The following is a 16,569-nucleotide window of genomic DNA, read 5'->3' on the forward strand; positions in this document are numbered from 1 at the left end:
CCTATTTTGCAAGCTCACTGGCGACATCAAGCAGGATGTTGGCGCCGGCGACAAGCTCGGCATCTTCAGTGTGTTCGCGCGGATTGTGGCTGATGCCACCGGCGCTCGGCACGAAGATCATTGCCGCCGGCGCGAGGCGGGCCATCATCTGCGCGTCATGGCCGGCGCCCGATGTCATGCGCCTGACGCCGAGACCGCGGTTCTTCGCGGCCGCCTCGATCCGCTCGACGATGCCGATGTCGAACAGCACCGGTTCGAAACGGGCCAGTTGCTCTGCCGAAATCGACAGGCTCTCGGCTGCAGCAAGCTCCTCGAGATAAGCCGCAAGGGCCGCCTCATGCGCCTGCAGGCGCTGTTCGTCGGGATCGCGCAGATCGACGGTGAAGATAGCGCGCGAGGGAATGACGTTGATGGCATTGGGTTCGAAGCGCATCGTGCCTACAGTGACCACGGTTGGCCCATTTGAAGCTTTCGCCCGGTCGTGCAGGAAGGTGATGATGCGGGCGGCGGCGTGGCCGGCGTCGCTGCGCATCGACATCGGCGTGGTGCCGGCATGGTTGGCGGCGCCGTCGATGGTGATGCGCTGCCAGGAAATGCCTTGCAGATTCTCGACCGCGCCGATCGGCACGCCTTCACGCTCCAGCACCGGCCCCTGCTCGATATGAAGTTCGAGATAGGCATGCGGCTTGAGGAAGCCGGGTTCGCGGTCGCCGGCATAGCCGATGCGGGCGAGCTCCTGGCCGAGCACGCTGCCATCCGTGCCGATGGCGGCCAGCACGGCCTCGGCGCTGACGCCACCGGCATGGCATAGCGAGCCCATCATATCAGGCGTGTAGCGCACACCTTCCTCATTGGTGAAAGCGGCGACCGCGACCGGGCGTGACGGCGAAAAGCCCGAAGCCTGCAGCGTCTCGATCACCTCCAGCCCGGCCAGCACGCCGTAGCAGCCATCATAGATGCCGGCATCGATGACGGTGTCGATATGCGAACCGATGAGCAGTGGCGCCTGCCCGGCATTGTCGGGGCATTGCCAGATGCCGAAAATATTGCCGACCCGGTCGATGGCGACTTCCAGCCTGGCCTGCCCGAGCCAGCCGACAAAGAGGTCACGGCCCTGTCTGTCTGTGTCGGAGACGGCGAGCCGGATCAGCCTATCCTCACTGTCGCGGCCAACGGCGCCGAGTTCCCGGATGCGGCCAAGCAGACGCTGTGCATCGATCCCGATCATGGCTATGCCTCGGCCTTCAGCTTGCCGGCCAGCACATCGGCGGGGCTCTGCCCGACCAGCTCGGTATAGCGATGCGGGTCTGTGGCGCCTTCGGTGTTGATCAGCAGCACGCGGGATTTGTCGTCGAGCCCGAGCGCGGCCTTGTGGTCGGCCACCGCCCGGATCAGCCCGGCCAGACCGACGCCGCCGCTTTCGCCGGCGACGATCACTGGATCATTGCCAGCCGGCCGTGCCAGCCGCCGCATCACCGCGACCGCCTCCTCCTCATCCACCGTCATGAAGGCATCGGCAACCCGCGCCAGAACGCGCCAGGCAACTTGCGAGGCCTCGTAGCATTCGAGCATCGCCATCACCGTCGGCTGATCGTGTGCGACCTTGACCACGTGGCCCACCCGGGCGGCTGCGACAACGCAGGCGGCGCGGGCCGGCTCGACGACGATGAAGGTCGGCCTGGCGTGACCGAGCACGATGGCGAGATGGCCGGCCAGGGCGGCGGCAATGCCGCCGACACCGGCCTGCACGAAGACATGGGTCGGCGGCTGCGGCAACTGGCCCAATGCTTCACGCACGATCGTCGAATAGCCCTGCATGACCAGACCGGGGATGCGCTCGTAGCCCGGCCAGGAGGTGTCGGACACCACGGTCCAGCCTTGCTCAGCTGAAACCTCGGCGGCCTGCCTGACCGAGTCGTCATAATTGCCGTCGACGCGGATCATCTCGGCGCCATAGCGGGCTATTGCTGCAATGCGCGCCTCGCTGACGCCGGCGTGAACGAAGATTGCCGCTTTCGCGCCAACCAACTGTGCACCTTGCGCGACCGAGCGGCCGTGATTGCCGTCGGTGGCGCAGGCAACCGTCATCCCGGCAGCGACCGCCCGGACGTCGAACCGGTTGAGATCGGCCACGTCAACGGGCCGACCAAGCGATCGGCTCCCCTCCTCCAGCACCAGTCGAAAAACGGCATAGGCGCCGCCGAGCGCCTTGAAGCTGCCGAGACCGAGGCGAAAGCCTTCATCCTTGATGTGGACGGCGCCGAGGCCGAGTTCGCCGGCCAGCGTCGGCAATGCATGCAAGTGCGTTGGCAGGTGATTGTCGCGATGGGCCAGAAAGCGCTCGACCGTATCGGCGCCGGCATTCCCCAGCGTTTCGGCATCGACCGGATCGAGCGGCCGGCGGTGCAAGGCATTGCTGTTGAGCAGGAACACGGGCGGCCTCCTTTAGGTGTGACGAAATCATATTGCAGCCGAGGCGCAAATAGCGCTGTTATTGGCGCTTCGAAATGCAAGTTTGTTTCGCCAGGATAGCGCTTTGCCTCGATCACCTTCGCTCGACAGTTTCGACCTCGCCATCCTTGCCATCCTGCAGCGGGACAACACGACGCCGCAGCGGCTGATCGGCGAAGCCGTCAACCTGTCGGCGCCGGCGGTGCAGCGGCGCATCAAGCGCATGGAACAGTCCGGCGTCATTGCCGGCAACGTCGCTGTCATCAACCCCGTTGTGGTCGGCCAGCCCATCACCATTTTCGTCGAGGTCGAACTGGAGAGCGAACGCTCGGACCTGATCGACGCGGCCAAGCGGCAATTCTCGGCAGAGCCCGAAGTGCAGCAATGCTACTACGTCACCGGCGAGGCCGACTTCATCCTAGTCATCACCGCGGCCGACATGGGGGCCTATGAGGCCCTGACGCGCAGACTGTTCTTCGACAGCAAGAATGTCCGAAAATTCCGCACCTTCGTTGCCATGGACCGTGTCAAGGTGGGGCTGACGGTGCCTCTGCCGGGATAGCCAGTCACTTTTACGCAATTCCGGACGGAAAACCGCTCACACTTTTCCTGGAATTGCTTTAGCCCGCCGGCCGCAGCCAGACCTTGTTGTCGTGAAAGGCAGCGCCGCCATAAGGTGCCGGCGCATCGGCGCCGGTGAGCACATTGATGCCTTCGCCACGCTCATGGGCGCTGTTTGGCCAGATGCCCTCGGCGATCACCACGCCGCGCTTGAGGCCTTCGAACAACTTTGCGTGCAGCACCACCTCGCCGCGCCGGTTGCCGACCTCGATACGGTCGCCGTCGCCCAAGCCAAGCGCGGCAGCGTCGTCCGGATGCAACAACAATTCCGGCCGGCCTTCCTTGGCCTTCGACACCGGCGTTTCCGAGAAGGTCGAATTGAGGAAGTTGCGCGCCGGTGATGTCGTCAGCCGGAACGGATGCTCCGCATCCGCGACCTCGATCAGGTCGACATGGTCGGGGAATTCCGGGAGCTCCGCCACCGGCCCGAACAGGCCCATGCTTTTCGGCGGCCGGTTGGGCGCCGCCTGCCCGCTCCAGTTGGCGCGGAAGTGAAATTTCTTGTCGGCATGGCCGAAACCATCGATGAAATGCGCCGCCTCGAAATCCGGCTGCAGGTCGACCCATTTGTCTTCCTTGAGGCTGGCGAAGGAGCCCAGCCCGCGCTTGCCGAGGATGATGTCGATATGCTGCTGCTCGGTCAGGCCAAAGCCCGGCCGGTCGGCGACGCCGAGACGCTGCGCCAATTGCTCGATGACGAAATGGTTGGTGCGCGGCCCTTCCGGCGGTTCGATCAGTTTCGGCCCAAGCGTGATGTGCTGGTTGCCGCCGCCTTTGTAGACGTCGTCATGCTCGAGGAACATCGTTGCCGGCAGCACGACATCGGCAAGCTTTGCCGTGTCGGTCATGAACTGTTCGTGCACGCAGGTGAACAAGTCGTCGCGCAGGAAACCCTGTTTCACCAGCCGCTGCTCGGGTGCGACATTCACCGGGTTGGTGTTCTGGATCAGCATCGCCGTCACCGGCGGGCCACCGTAAAGCGCGTCCGCTGCGCCGGTCAGCACCGGACCGATGCGCGACTGGTCGAGATGGCGAATATTGGGATCGCGCATCGCGGTGCCTTCCAGCACATCCTGGTTGAGCTTGAAGATGCCGGAATTGGAATGGAAGGCGCCGCCACCCTCATATTGCCAGGCGCCGGTGACGGCGGCGATGCAGGATGCCGCGTGCATGTTGACCGCGCCGTTGCGCTGGCGGGCAAAGCCATAGCCGAGGCGGAAATAGGTTTTCTTCGTCTTGCCGACGAGGCGTGCGAAAGCCTCGATCTCGGTGACGGCAAGACCGGTGATGGCGGAAGCCCATTCCGGCGTGCGCGTCTCCAGGTGCGCTTCCAGCCCCTTCGGATCGTCGGTGTATCTTTCGAGATAGGCGCGGTCGGCCATGCCTTCCCTGAACAGCACATGCATGACCGCGCAGGCCAGCGCGCCATCGGTGCCGGGCTTCAGCACAAGGCCCATATCGGCCTGCTTCATCGTCGCGTTCTCGTAGACGTCGATAACGACGATCCTGGCGCCACGCTCCTTCCGCGCCTTGATGGCGTGGGTCATGACATTGACCTGCGTGACCACGGCATTGGTGCCCCAGATCACCACGCAGTCGGACTTCGCCATCTCCCGCGGATCGGGACCGCGCAAGGCGCCCGCTCCCATCATCCAGCCGGTCCAGGCCAGATTGGTGCAGATCGAGCCGAAGAAGCCGGAGTATTTTTTTGCATGGCGCAGCCGGTCGATGCCGTCGCGCTGCACCAGCCCCATCGTGCCGGCATAGTAATAAGGCCAGACGGTCTCGGAGCCGTATTTTTCCTCGGCCGCGATGAATCTCTCGGCGACGAGGTCGAGTGCCGCTTCCCAGCTGGATTCTTTCCAGATGCCGTCGCCCTTGGCGCCGGCGCGAACAAGCGGCTTCAGCAGTCGGTCCGGATGATGGACACGATCGGCATAGCGCGCGACCTTGGCGCAGACCACACCAGCCGTATACGTATTGGACTTGGCGCCATGGACACGGCCGATGCGGTTGCCATCGAGCAGTTCGACCTCGAGCGCGCAGGTCGAAGGGCAATCATGCGGACAGGCGGAGTGGCCGATTCTGAGCTTGGCGTGCTGGTTCATGGGGCGTTTTTAGCGGGTTTCGCGGGCGGCGTGTAGGGCCAGATCTTACCCTCCCCTTGATGGGGAGGGTCGGCGCGCAGCGCCGGGGTGGGGTGCGGCGCAGACCCCCGCCCCGCTCCGCTTCGCGGATCGACCCTCCCCACAAGGGGGAGGGTAAATCACTCCGCCGTGCCTTCCTCGTACTCGGCCGACATGGTCAGCCACTTTTCCTCGTGGCCAGCCAACTGCTGTGCCAACTGCGAGCGCTCCTTGGCCAGCCGGGTCGCCGTCGATGGATCCTTCTCATAGACGGCCGGATTGGCGAGTTCGTCCTCGATCAGGTCGATGCGCTTGCGGATGCGGTCCATCAGCGCTTCGGTGGCGCGGATTTCCTTGGCCAGCGGCTCGAAGGCGGCGCGGCGCGCCGCGGCATCGCGGCGGCGATCGGCCTTGGATGCCTTCTCGGCCTCGCGCTTGCCGCGTCGATCGCCGGACACGCCGGTGACGAGCGTCTTGTAGTCCTCAAGGTCGCCGTCATACGGGTTGACCGCACCATCCTTGACCAGCCACAGCCGGTCGGCGGTCGCTTCCAGCAGATGGCGGTCATGCGAGATCAGGATGACGGCGCCGGGAAACTCGTTCAGCGCATGGATCAAGGACTCGCGGCTGTCGATGTCGAGATGGTTGGTGGGTTCGTCGAGGATGAAGAGGTTCGGGCCTTCGAAGGCCGACAGGCCCATGAGCAGGCGCGCCTTCTCGCCGCCCGACAGATCCTTGGCGGCGGTGTTCATCTTCTCGGTGGTGAGGCCGAACTGGGCGACGCGGCCGCGCACCTTGGATTCCGGCGCTTCCGGCATCAGCCGGCGGACATGCTCGTAGGCGTTTTCCTCCGGCCTGAGATCGTCGAGCTGATGCTGCGCGAAGATCGCCACCTTCAGGCCCGGCGCCACCGTCATGGTGCCGGTTTCCTGCTTCAGCCTGCCCGAGAGAAGCTTGGCGAAGGTCGACTTGCCGTTGCCGTTGGCGCCGAGCAGCGCGATGCGATCGTCGGCATCGATGCGCAACGTCATCTTCTTGAGGATCGGCTGGCCCTCGGTGTAGCCGACATTGACGTTGTTCAGCGCCACGATCGGCGACGCCACCGTTTTCACCGGCTCCGGGAAAGAGAACGGCCGCACCGTGTCGTTCACGATCGCCGCGATCGGCTTCATCTTCTCCAGCGCCTTGATGCGCGACTGCGCCTGTCTCGCCTTCGAAGCCTTGGCGCGGAAGCGTTCGACGAAGGACTCCATGTGTTTGCGCGCGGCTTCCTGCTTGACACGGCCCTTCTCCTGCAACTCCTTCTGCTCGGTGTACTGGCGCTCGAACTGGTCGTAGCCGCCGCGCCAGAAGGTCAGCTTCTTCTGGTCGAGATGAACGATGGAATTGACGGCGCGGTTGAGCAGGTCGCGATCGTGCGAGATCAGAAGCACCGTGTGCGGATATTTCGACACGTAGTTTTCCAACCAAAGCGTGCCTTCGAGATCGAGATAGTTGGTCGGCTCGTCGAGCAGCAGAAGGTCGGGCTCGGCAAACAGCACCGCGGCGAGCGCCACACGCATGCGCCAGCCGCCGGAGAAGGACGAGGCCGGGCGGCGCTGCGCGGCGTCGTCGAAGCCAAGGCCAGCGAGGATGGTGGCCGCGCGAGATTCCGCCGAATGCGCATCGATATCCGCCAGCCGCATATGGATGTCGGCAATGCGGTGCGCGTCGGTGGCGGTCTTTTCCTCCTCGAGCAATGCGGTGCGCTCGAGGTCGGCCTTGAGCACGATCTCGATCAGCGGCTCCTCGGTGCCGGGCGCTTCCTGCGCCACCTGGCCGATGCGGGTGTTCTTGGGCAGGCTTATCGAGCCGGTCTCGGAGGGAAAGTCGCCGGTGATGGCCTTGAACAGCGTCGTCTTGCCGGTGCCGTTGCGGCCGACGAGGCCGGCCTTGGTGCCGGCCGGCAAGGTCAGCGAGGCATGATCGAGAAGCAAGCGTCCGGCCATGCGGAGCGAAAGATCGTTGATGATAAGCATGCCGGGGCTTTTGCACGGGAGGGCGGCGCTTCGCAAGGGCCTGGGCGCTGGCGGGGGCATAAGGCATGAAGACGGCGCGCCCAAAGCGCGCCGTCCATCACTGCTAACTGCAGACCGACTTTAAGAGGCTGCCTGGTTCAGGCTTTGGGTTTGCGCTTCGTCACCTTGGCCGCGGCGGCCGGAACGGCCGGCTTGCGGCCGAGGCCCGAGGACTTGGCCAGTGCCGAACGGGTCGCGGAGTAGTTCGGCGCCACCATCGGATAGTCCGACGGCAAGCCCCATTTGCCACGATATTCCTCCGGGCTCAGACCATGGTCGGTCATCAGGTGGCGCTTCAGCGACTTGAATTTCTTGCCGTCCTCAAGACAGACGATGTGATCGGGAAACACCGACCGCTTCGGATTGACAGCGGGGTTCAGCGCGGGGCTTTCCACGGCGGCAATGCTGCCCAGCTTGCGCACCGATGCGCTGACGCTGGCGATCAGATCCGGCAGGCCAGACGCAGGGAGAGGATTGTTGCCGACATAGGCCGAGACGATGTCAGCAGTCAGTTCAATAGCGGTCTTGCTGTCGATGGTGTGCAATTCTGTTTCTCCCGCCGGTCATGAAGTTGCCGGCTTTTTTTAAGACTTCTCTTGATGTATCGACCTAGCTGCACCCCCCAACGGGTCGCTAAAGTCTCAATAAACGATCAAGAATCGGAACAGGAGGATGTTTCCACAACAGGTTGCAACGTTGCAAATTAGAAAATCTAATACTTGGAAACGGCCGACTTCGCGCCAGCAGATTTCAACTGCACGGACGCCGCAGGTTTAGAGTCGGCCAGTATGTCCAGAATGCGCTTCCAGCGGGCGCACCGGCCGAAATCTTTTTGCTCTATCGCTTTTTCGGCCTTCATGGCGGCGTAGAGCGGCGCCTCGGCGCCGAACTCCTTGAGCAGCCAGAATGCTTCCTGTCTGGCGAGGCGTTCATCGTCGTCAAGCATGTTCAGCCTCCGAGCGTTCTATGCCCACCGCAATACAGCTGCCGATGACGAGGACCGCACCGGCTATCGCGGTCAGCGTCAGCCTTTCGCCCGAAAGTGTCAGCAGCAGCGTCGATGCGATCGGGGTCAGATAGGCGATGACCGCAACCTTGCCGCCGCCTTCAAGCTTCAAGGCGCGCGACCAGAAATAATATCCCAGCCCCATCGGACCGGCACCGAGATAGAGGCCAAGCAGGAGGTGCTCACTGGATGGCCAGGCTGCGCCGTCGTGAATACACCACAGAAAGGTCAGGCCGACGCCGACCAATGCCGAAGGCAAAAGCAAACGCTCCGACGGTGTGGCCAGGCGGGCGACCGCAATCGAATAGAAGGCCATGCACAGCGCCGAGCCGAAGGCAGCGAGATAGCCGACGATGCTGCCCTGGAGAAAAGGCTGGCCGCGGCCACCCGAGATCACCAGCGCCACGCCGACAAAGCCGAGCACGGCAGTCAAACCCAGCAGCACGGGGCGTTGCCGCTTGCCCAGCACGATGACCGCCGCCGCGACCATCAGCGGCCAGGTGTAGGCGACGAGATTGGCCTCGATCACCGGCATGGACGCAAAGGCGATGTATTGCAGCACCATGGTGCCGACCAGGCCAATAAAGCCGACCGCGACCGGCGCCAGGGTGCCGTCAGCACCCTTGGAAAAGGCTGCGTCTTGCAGGCCCCTCTTCCGGCTCGCCAGATGGATGACGGCGAACACCAGAGCCGCTCCACAAAATTGCAGCAACTGCACCAGCGACACCGGATGGCTGGCCAGCAGCGATTTGCCGACCAGCGCGTTGGTCGACCACAGGGCGACCGCGCCGGCGGCGAAGACCAGGGCCGATGGCGAGCCCGATCCATCCCGGAATCGCCGAGACGGTGCCTTGTCATTATCGCCGACCATGATGTTACCGACGGCCAAACCGGCGTCCACTTCTATGCTCTGGCTACCAGGATTCCCTTCACCCGCCCGGGACCGGCGCATCGGCCGCCGCCGTAACCGGACGTTCTTCCTCGAAGCGGCGATAGGCCGGCAGCTGGTTCGTCCAGACGTCTTCGGCGAGCTCGTTGACCCATTCGCGATCTTGATCATTGTCGGCTGCGAGATAGAACATGCGATTGTCGTCGACATAAGGCTTGGCCACCGAGCGCTGGTTGAGGACCAGCGTGACGCGCGAGCCGAGCTGGATCGGCGCGGTGCGGTGCAGGACGCCGAGAAACTGGCCGAGCGTGGCGTAGTTCATCTTGTGGTCGATGCGCATGACCTGGTTGCGCGGAATCTCGCGGCCGGATTCAAGGATGGCGCGGCCGGTCTCGGAATCGTCGCAGTAGATTTCGAGATGGCCGCCGACCAGCGGATTGCTGATCGACAGCGGAATGAGTTCGGTGACCGGGACACCGTCGCAATGCCAATCGACGGCGCCGTCCTTGGGATTCATGAAAGTGACGGTCGAGCCGACGATCGACAGCGGATAGGGCTCGAGCTTGGTGCCCATCATGTCGGACAGACGTTCCAGGCGCAGCTTGTCATGCAGCAACTCCTTGATCTCCGGGATAAAACGGTCGGCGCCGGTGATGAAGGTAAGGTCGAGGTGCTTGTGCACGGCGTGGCTGGCCTTGAGCTTCAACGCCGCCTCTTCGATCGCCGCCAGCAGCGCCGGGTCGTAGCCATGCAGATACTGCGCAACGCCGAAACCCGACACTTTCCAGGCCGTCTCATGGCCGATAATGGCTTCTCGGCTCATCGCGTAGCGCAGTTCAGGTATGGTATGGGCGTTCATTCTACTTCTCCAGGATGGGGGCATCACTTGGTAAACTGTCGATTAATTTCCCCACCCCTGTAAAATTAGGAATGCTGGTGCTAGTGTAAGCCCAGCTTAAGGTCGAAACGCGTGCGTCTGCTCAGTCAGGTCAACCTCAATTCGCTGAAGATTGTCGAAAGTGCCGCCCGGCACCGTAACTTCACGCGCGCCGGCGAAGAGCAGTTTATTACTGCCTCCGCCGTCAGCCAGCGCGTTAAAAGCCTCGAGGACCAGCTGCGCTTCAAGATCTTCCAGCGCGGTGGCAATGCGGTGTCGCTGACACCCGAAGGCGAGACCTATGTGTCGCGCGTTCGCGAGGCGCTGGAGCGCATCGTGGCGGCCAGCATGGAGGCGACCGGACAGTCGCAGGCGCATGTGCTGAAGATTTCGGTGCTGCCGACGTTCGCGGCGCGCTGGCTGTTTGCCCGCCTGCCGCTGTTCCAGCGGCAATATCCCGAAATCGAGATGCGCGTCTCGACCTCCTACGCCACCAATGAGTTCGCCACCTCCGAGTTCGACCTTGAGATCCGCTATGGCGACGGCAGCTTTCCCGACCTCAAGGCGGACCTGCTGTTCAAGGAGGATTTGACGCCGGTGTGCAGCAGGAAGCTGTTCCACGAGGTTCTCGGCGATAGGCCGCCGTCAAAGGTGACGCCCGACGACCTCAGGCATTTCACGCTGCTGCATTCCGACACCTGCACGCAGAACTGGCAGTCGTGGCTGGGTTTTGCCGGCGCGAGTTCCGTGCTCGGCGAGACCAAGAGCATCTATTTCGATTCCTGCATGATGTCCTATGAAGCGGCCAATGCCGGCATGGGCTTTGCAGTCGCCAACCGCGCCTATATGGCGAGCGAGATCCGCGCAGAGAGACTGGTGGCGCCGTTTGCCGTGCATCACCCCAACACCGCCGGCTGGTATTTCGTCTGCCCGGTCACCGCGCCCTACACGCGCAAGGTGGAACTGTTCAAGCAGTGGATAATGGCCGAGGCGGCGCTGACGCAGTGCCAGCTGGACGCCGGGATTGCCGGCGGCCCGGTGCTGCGCAAGGCCATTGCCTGAGGTCGGATTCTTTCCGCGGCCTTGCGGGATTTGCGGCCGTTTCTGCTGGTTTTGCGCAGACGGCACGAGCAGAACCGGCACGAAAACTGCCACCTCATGACGCAGGCGAGAGACTCAGCTATCTTCGGTTGTTGCGGCGGACCTGATATCCGCCTGGCCGGCGCTATCAGCTCACCTCCCAAGCGGCGCCGGCCTTCTTCTCCCGAAGGCTACCTCAGCCTTATCGTCCCGCTAAAACGATCATTGCGCCGGCTGATCGCCGCTGGCCGCCGGCTTTGGCGCCGAATCCGTCTGCGGGGTTTGGTCGAGCACCGGGGCTTTGGTTGGCTGGATGTCGCCGTCGCAGGCGGCGAGCGCCAAGCTGGCGGCCAACAGAATCAGAAGCGTCTTCATGGCGACCTCCTAGGTCTGCCCTCTCCTTCATAAGGCAACGAGGTGGTTCGGCTTTGGTTGCACGCTCGCAAACGACGCCGCGTCGGCTGGAACCAAACGGCGGCTCTGAGGTTGGTTGCCCAAAGGAGATCGCGCCATGATCCGTCTGCTCATTACCGGCCTTTTCGCTTACGCGACCTATCGCATAGCCAAGGAGATCATCAAGGACGTGCCCGACAATTTCGATCCGTTGCCGGTGCCTGGCGACGAACGCGCCACCTTGCGGCGCCAGTCGGCGGCAACGGGTGTCGCGCCACGGCGATAGGGGCGACTTCGGCCCGTTGCGAACAAAGCGGAAACGATGCTTGATAGGCGATGACCATCGCCATCANGCCATCAATGATTCGTCCTTGCAGCCCGCCTATCTGGCGAAGCTCAACGCCGAGCAGCGGCTCGCCGTCGAACATGGCGACGGCCAGGTCGCCGGGCCGCTGCTGGTGATCGCCGGCGCCGGCTCCGGCAAGACCAACACGCTCGCCCACCGGGTCGCGCATCTGATCGTCAGGGGCGCTGATCCCAGACGCATTCTGCTTATGACATTCTCGCGCCGCGCCGCCACCGAAATGGCCAGGCGGGTCGAACGCATCGCCGGCGAGGTGCTGGGCCGAGACGCGTCCGTCATCGCCGACGCGCTGAGCTGGGCCGGTACGTTTCACGGCATCGGCGCCAGGCTATTGCGCGACTATGCGCTGACGATCGGCCTTGACCCCGCCTTTACCATCCATGACCGCGAGGATTCCGCCGACCTGATGAATCTTGCCCGGCATGAACTTGGATTCTCGAAGACCGAAAGCCGTTTTCCGACCAAGGGCACCTGCCTGGCGATCTATTCGCGCGCTGTCAACGCGCAGGCGCCGCTTGGCGAGGTGCTGGGTTCGGCCTTTCCGTGGTGTGCCGGCTGGGCCGAACAAATGAAGGCTCTGTTCGCCCGATATGTCGAGGCCAAGCAGGCGCAGAACGTGCTCGATTACGACGACCTCCTGCTCTACTGGGCGCAAATGGCCGCCGAGCCGGAGATCGCGGCGCATCTGGGCTCGCGTTTCGACCATGTGCTGGTCGACGAATACCAGGACACCAACCGGCTGCAGGCCTCGATCCTTTCGGCGCTGAAGCCGGACGGCGCCGGACTGACGGTGGTGGGCGACGACGCGCAGTCGATCTATTCGTTTCGCGCCGCGGAAGTGCGCAACATCCTCGATTTCCCGCAACAATTCGCGCGAGCCGCCGACGTCATCATGCTGGAGCGCAACTACCGCTCGACCGAGACCATTTTGGCGGCAGCCAATGCGGTCATCTCGGAGGCATCGGAGCGTTTCACCAAGAACCTCTGGTCGGAGCGCAAATCCTCGCAAAAACCGAAACTGGTCAGCGTGCGCGACGAGGCGGAGCAGGCGAACTATGTCTGCCAGGCCATCCTGGCCGAGCGCGAGGCCGGCACGGTGCTGAAATCGCAGGCGGTGCTGTTTCGCGCCTCGCACCACAGCGGCCCGCTGGAGATCGAACTGACGCGCCGCAACATCCCCTTCGTCAAGTTCGGCGGGCTCAAATTCCTCGACGCCGCCCATGTCAAGGACGTGCTTTCGGTGCTGCGTTTTGCCGAGAACCCGCGCGACCGCGTCGCCGGCTTCCGCGTGCTGCAGCTCCTGCCCGGCATCGGCCCTTCGGCGGCGAGCACCATCGTCGAGGCCATGGCGACATCGCTCGACGAGGAAATGGGGCTGGCCCGCTACCGGCCGCCGCAACGCGCGGCTGAGGACTGGCCAGCCTTCGTTGCGCTTTATTCCGGCCTGCGCGCCCGGTCGGGGAAATGGCCGGCCGATCTCGAACAGGTCAGGCTGTGGTACGAGCCGCATCTCGAGCGCATGCACGAGGATGCGACGACGCGGCGGGCCGACCTCATGCAGCTCGAGCAGATCGGTTCAGGCTATGCTTCGCGCGAGCGCTTCCTGACCGAGCTGACGCTGGATCCACCGGATGCGACCAGCGACCAGGCCGGGCCGCCGCACCGCGACGAGGACTATCTGATCCTGTCGACCATTCATTCGGCCAAGGGCCAGGAATGGAAGAACGTCTTCGTGCTCAACACCGTCGATGGCTGCATCCCGGCCGATCTCGGCGTCGGCACCAAGGAAGACATCGAGGAAGAGCGCCGGCTGCTTTACGTCGCGATGACGCGGGCCAAGGACGGCCTGCATCTGGTGACGCCGCAGCGCTTCTTCACTCACGGCCAGGCAGCGCGCGGCGACCGCCACGTCTATGCCTCGCGAACCCGTTTCATCCCAGCCTCGATCCTCGGCGCCTTCGAGCAGACCTCTTGGGCGAGCGTCCACGCCAAGGACGATCCGCGCCACAGACCTGAAGTCCGCGTCGACCTCGGCGCCCGCATGCGCGGCATGTGGAAATAGCCGCAACCGCGAATGCCGGCAGGGAGCTACCTCAAGAGCAAATCGTCCTGTCATGGCATCTCTCAGGGAACCTCGGGCCGCCAGCCGCGTTTTCTGGCGTCCAACCCGCGATCGGAGGGCGGCGGCCGCCGCCCTTCCGCCCATCCAGAGAGGCCAGAATGCACGACGCGATGTTCTTCACCCCGGTTGCCGTTAGCGTTGGCGCCGGCCACAAACGCATGCTCGCCTCGCTGTTCGACATGCATGATTTCCTGACCGAATTTCCGCCATCACGCCGGCGCCTGAGCTATGGCGCGGCCGTGAGGGCCTGCGAGGCGGCGCGCGCCGGCGAAATCTCGACCGAGGCCGCACGCGATGCCCTGATCACCTTTGCAGTCACGGCAGGCATCCTCTGGCCCGCGGTCCAGCCGGCCGTCTCGGTCAAGCCGGTCGCACACGGTTATGGCGGCTACGCCGTCTGAGGACCAGGCCTGCCCAGCAAAAAGAATCACTCGGACTTGCCGGCAGACGTCGGCGAGGCCTCTGCCAGCCTTGCCGGCGGGGCGGTCTGTTCGGTGTTGCCGACAAAGAGTTGATCGCCGACAAAGGGATAGGCAAGCTGCTGATGATAGAGCGAGGGAACCGGGTCATCGGTGCCGTATTTCTGCGGCATCCTGTCGGGCATGAACAATGTGCCTCCCAGCATGTCGAGCAAAGGCAGCTGCCCGGCGAAATTCTTGTCCCAGGCTTCGCGCTCATTGGCATGATGCCAGTGATGAAATTGCGGTGACGCCAGCAGCCATTTCAACGGCCCGACCCTGATACGCGTGTCGAATGGATGAACAGCGACTGCCACTGATAGACCAATGTGAAGATCAGTATGGCGGGGGTCGAAAATCGAGCGCGAAGACCGGCAGGAACGACGCCGATTTGGTCAGGATCTGGTCGACACGATGGACGCGGTGCGCTGCCAGCCAATCCATCTCCTATGACCGGCACCGCCTTGAGGCACCCTGCCCTCGTTGGGCCGAAGATCAGCTCGCCAGAGATTAATGCTAAGAGATGAACGGATTGCTGACGGCGGCTGACGGCTGCTTATCGCCAGAAAAATCGAGATTTCGTTTGTATAACGATATTCTCCACCGCTTTCGTGTAACATCGTGGTTATCGCGAAGTCGTTCTCAGAAGCGATAGTTTTACCTGCGCCACGGAAACAAATATGTTGGCCGCCGCTGCACCAAAACTTGGGCGCAATTTTCAATTTTTGCGTTACGAAAACTCGCACCCCACGTAGATCAATTCTTGATGTACATAACTCTCAGAGCATATTGTGCGATCAAGCTTTGATGGCTAACGTGCCTTGGTGAACCGGGAGGACGATCAAGCGACCTGTGCGCTGAACACGTTATTTAGCAGAAACCAACAACTATATCAGCATAGGAATGGGTGGGGCGTTGCAGAATACACAAGGTATATTGACGTACCGACTAGGCAGCCTTTTGAATAGAGCCAATCTTGGCTCTCTGTTCACAGCAGCCGGTCGACCCGGTTTTCGACAGCTTTTTGCTTTTCGAAAACAGCCTGACCTCGACACGACCAATTCGCTGAGTTTTGCGGCACCGCCTCCCGAAGCGCCACCTTCCGAAGCACCGCCTCCCGAAGAATCGTCTGCGGAGCCACCGCATGCCGAAGCACCGCATGCCGAAAAATTTGTCCATTTGATCGACAATCTGTGGTGCGATACGTATGGCGTGTTCGTAAAAGGCTGGGCCCATGCTTGGGACGTCCCGATCACGGCGATGCGGCTGAAGAGCGGGGATTTTCGGGTAGAGGTTTCGGACTTCCACGACCGATCAGACTTGGCGACCTTCTTCCCATCACTGCATTCAATGAAATGCGGCTTCTCGGCCTACTTGGCCTGCAGTCCCTTCCGGCCGGTGGTTTTGGAAATTGAGACCGTCGATGGCTCGGCGGAATTCGAAATCTCCGCACTTTCGGCCAATCATCCTGTCAATACTGTCCTTCCCGAGCCGATGTTCACGCAACGGCGCTTTGCCGATGAGATGAAGAGGACCGGTGGTGTCGTCGTGGAAATCGGTGCGCGTGTCGTGGGGCCGTCATCTTCGCTACAGGCAGGGCAGTTCCAGCCCGAGTGCAAGTTCATCGGTGTCGACATTCATGAAGCGCCAGGCGTCGACGTTGTGGCAGACGCACATTTCCTGGGTGAGCATTTCGAGCCCGGCTCAATAGACGGAATATTCTCTTATGCGGTGATGGAGCATCTTAGTTGTCCGTGGCTGCTGGCGGCGCAAATCAACAGGGTGCTGAAGGTCGGAGGCCTGACCCTGCACTCGGTGCCTCAAGCCTTTCCAGTCCATGAAATGCCCAACGATTTCTGGCGGATTTCGAGCGAAGGCTTGAAAGTCCTGTTCGCACCCGAGATGGGCTTCGAGATCCTCGAAGTCGGAATGACGACGCCGGTCAAAATGTATGTGCACCCGGCGTTCCGGGAAGGTCCCATGCTCGAATTTGCGCTCCACGATGGAATGGCGGCGTCCTATGTCCTGGCGCGCAAGACTTTCGATCTTCCGGATGGTGCGGTTTCCTGGCCGCTCCAGCGCAGCGATTCCATGGACCACAGCAAAGCCTATCCGAAGCACTGAT

General features: G+C 62.8%; 16 protein-coding genes. 6 read left to right on the plus strand and 10 right to left on the minus strand.

Translation table 11 applies throughout. The annotated features are described in order from the left end of the window. Position 1: 1 nt before the first annotated feature. Positions 2–1,228 carry a Zn-dependent hydrolase gene (locus X733_RS147680; protein ID WP_031193519.1) on the minus strand — a complete coding sequence of 409 codons (1,227 nt, stop codon included), beginning with the start codon at positions 1,226–1,228 and terminating at the stop codon, positions 2–4. A gap of 2 nt (positions 1,229–1,230) precedes the next feature. Then, a complete protein-coding gene (locus X733_RS147675; RefSeq protein WP_023819152.1) occupies positions 1,231–2,433 on the minus strand; it encodes a diaminopropionate ammonia-lyase in 1,203 nt (400 codons plus the stop codon). Between the two features lie 103 nt (positions 2,434–2,536). On the opposite strand from X733_RS147675, the gene X733_RS147670 reads away from it, so the two are divergent. Continuing rightward, on the plus strand, positions 2,537–3,013 hold the full coding sequence (locus X733_RS147670; protein WP_023738646.1) for an Lrp/AsnC family transcriptional regulator: 477 nt from the start codon (positions 2,537–2,539) through the stop codon (positions 3,011–3,013). Positions 3,014–3,071: 58 nt separating this feature from the next. On the opposite strand, the gene X733_RS147665 is transcribed toward X733_RS147670, so the two are convergent. The 6 genes from X733_RS147665 to X733_RS1000000168280 form a co-directional block, all read right to left on the minus strand. Beyond that, positions 3,072–5,180 carry a molybdopterin oxidoreductase family protein gene (locus X733_RS147665; protein WP_023819153.1) on the minus strand — a complete coding sequence of 703 codons (2,109 nt, stop codon included), beginning with the start codon at positions 5,178–5,180 and terminating at the stop codon, positions 3,072–3,074. A gap of 158 nt (positions 5,181–5,338) precedes the next feature. Continuing rightward, positions 5,339–7,216, minus strand: coding sequence for an ABC-F family ATP-binding cassette domain-containing protein (locus X733_RS147660; protein ID WP_023819154.1), 1,878 nt, complete (start codon positions 7,214–7,216; stop codon positions 5,339–5,341). 137 nt (positions 7,217–7,353) lie between these two features. After that, positions 7,354–7,800, minus strand: coding sequence for a MucR family transcriptional regulator (locus tag X733_RS147655; protein ID WP_023670270.1), 447 nt, complete (start codon positions 7,798–7,800; stop codon positions 7,354–7,356). A 167-nt stretch (positions 7,801–7,967) separates the two neighbouring features. Then, the gene (locus X733_RS147650) at positions 7,968–8,201 is read right to left on the minus strand and encodes a hypothetical protein (RefSeq protein WP_023684750.1); all 234 of its coding nucleotides are present in this window, start codon (positions 8,199–8,201) and stop codon (positions 7,968–7,970) included. Then, complete coding sequence (locus X733_RS147645) at positions 8,194–9,162, minus strand: DMT family transporter (RefSeq protein ID WP_245274450.1); 969 nt, start codon at positions 9,160–9,162, stop codon at positions 8,194–8,196. Before X733_RS147645 ends, X733_RS147650 begins: the two co-directional genes overlap by 8 nt. A gap of 28 nt (positions 9,163–9,190) precedes the next feature. Then, positions 9,191–10,009, minus strand: a complete 819-nt coding sequence (locus X733_RS1000000168280; RefSeq protein WP_031193522.1) for a hypothetical protein — start codon at positions 10,007–10,009, stop codon at positions 9,191–9,193. Positions 10,010–10,120: 111 nt separating this feature from the next. Here X733_RS1000000168280 and X733_RS147640 point away from each other — a divergent pair, with 111 nt between their 5' ends. Next, positions 10,121–11,089 carry a LysR substrate-binding domain-containing protein gene (locus tag X733_RS147640; RefSeq protein ID WP_023805649.1) on the plus strand — a complete coding sequence of 323 codons (969 nt, stop codon included), beginning with the start codon at positions 10,121–10,123 and terminating at the stop codon, positions 11,087–11,089. A 240-nt stretch (positions 11,090–11,329) separates the two neighbouring features. On the opposite strand, the gene X733_RS1000000170255 is transcribed toward X733_RS147640, so the two are convergent. Then, on the minus strand, positions 11,330–11,482 hold the full coding sequence (locus X733_RS1000000170255; protein ID WP_023819156.1) for a hypothetical protein: 153 nt from the start codon (positions 11,480–11,482) through the stop codon (positions 11,330–11,332). Positions 11,483–11,618: 136 nt separating this feature from the next. Between X733_RS1000000170255 and X733_RS1000000170260 the strand changes: the two genes are divergently transcribed. From X733_RS1000000170260 to X733_RS147630, 3 genes are all read left to right on the plus strand, one after another. Continuing rightward, positions 11,619–11,786, plus strand: a complete 168-nt coding sequence (locus X733_RS1000000170260) for a hypothetical protein (protein WP_023670264.1) — start codon at positions 11,619–11,621, stop codon at positions 11,784–11,786. A gap of 85 nt (positions 11,787–11,871) precedes the next feature. Beyond that, positions 11,872–13,926: an ATP-dependent helicase gene (locus tag X733_RS147635; RefSeq protein ID WP_023819157.1), complete on the plus strand. Its 2,055-nt coding sequence runs from the start codon at positions 11,872–11,874 to the stop codon at positions 13,924–13,926. Between the two features lie 158 nt (positions 13,927–14,084). After that, a complete protein-coding gene (locus X733_RS147630) occupies positions 14,085–14,387 on the plus strand; it encodes a DUF982 domain-containing protein (RefSeq protein ID WP_023684743.1) in 303 nt (100 codons plus the stop codon). Between the two features lie 26 nt (positions 14,388–14,413). On the opposite strand, the gene X733_RS1000000168290 is transcribed toward X733_RS147630, so the two are convergent. Next, the gene (locus X733_RS1000000168290) at positions 14,414–14,761 is read right to left on the minus strand and encodes a hypothetical protein (RefSeq protein WP_245274451.1); all 348 of its coding nucleotides are present in this window, start codon (positions 14,759–14,761) and stop codon (positions 14,414–14,416) included. 598 nt (positions 14,762–15,359) lie between these two features. On the opposite strand from X733_RS1000000168290, the gene X733_RS1000000167235 reads away from it, so the two are divergent. Continuing rightward, complete coding sequence (locus tag X733_RS1000000167235) at positions 15,360–16,568, plus strand: class I SAM-dependent methyltransferase (RefSeq protein ID WP_155924227.1); 1,209 nt, start codon at positions 15,360–15,362, stop codon at positions 16,566–16,568. Position 16,569: the final 1 nt, after the last annotated feature.

Source organism: Mesorhizobium sp. L2C066B000 (assembly GCF_000502335.1).
Classification (GTDB): Bacteria; Pseudomonadota; Alphaproteobacteria; order Rhizobiales; family Rhizobiaceae; genus Mesorhizobium.

Bases quoted from the DNA above. Each gene is read 5' to 3' on its own strand.
- X733_RS147680 (WP_031193519.1), bottom strand. From the start codon at position 1,228: ATGATCGGGATCGATGCACAGCGTCTGCTTGGCCGCATCCGGGAACTC.
- X733_RS147665 (WP_023819153.1), bottom strand. From the start codon at position 5,180: ATGAACCAGCACGCCAAGCTCAGAATCGGCCACTCCGCCTGTCCGCAT.
- X733_RS147660 (WP_023819154.1), bottom strand. From the start codon at position 7,216: ATGCTTATCATCAACGATCTTTCGCTCCGCATGGCCGGACGCTTGCTT.
- X733_RS147650 (WP_023684750.1), bottom strand. From the start codon at position 8,201: ATGCTTGACGACGATGAACGCCTCGCCAGACAGGAAGCATTCTGGCTG.
- X733_RS1000000168280 (WP_031193522.1), bottom strand. From the start codon at position 10,009: ATGAACGCCCATACCATACCTGAACTGCGCTACGCGATGAGCCGAGAA.
- X733_RS1000000170255 (WP_023819156.1), bottom strand. From the start codon at position 11,482: ATGAAGACGCTTCTGATTCTGTTGGCCGCCAGCTTGGCGCTCGCCGCC.
- X733_RS1000000170260 (WP_023670264.1), top strand. From the start codon at position 11,619: ATGATCCGTCTGCTCATTACCGGCCTTTTCGCTTACGCGACCTATCGC.
- X733_RS147630 (WP_023684743.1), top strand. From the start codon at position 14,085: ATGCACGACGCGATGTTCTTCACCCCGGTTGCCGTTAGCGTTGGCGCC.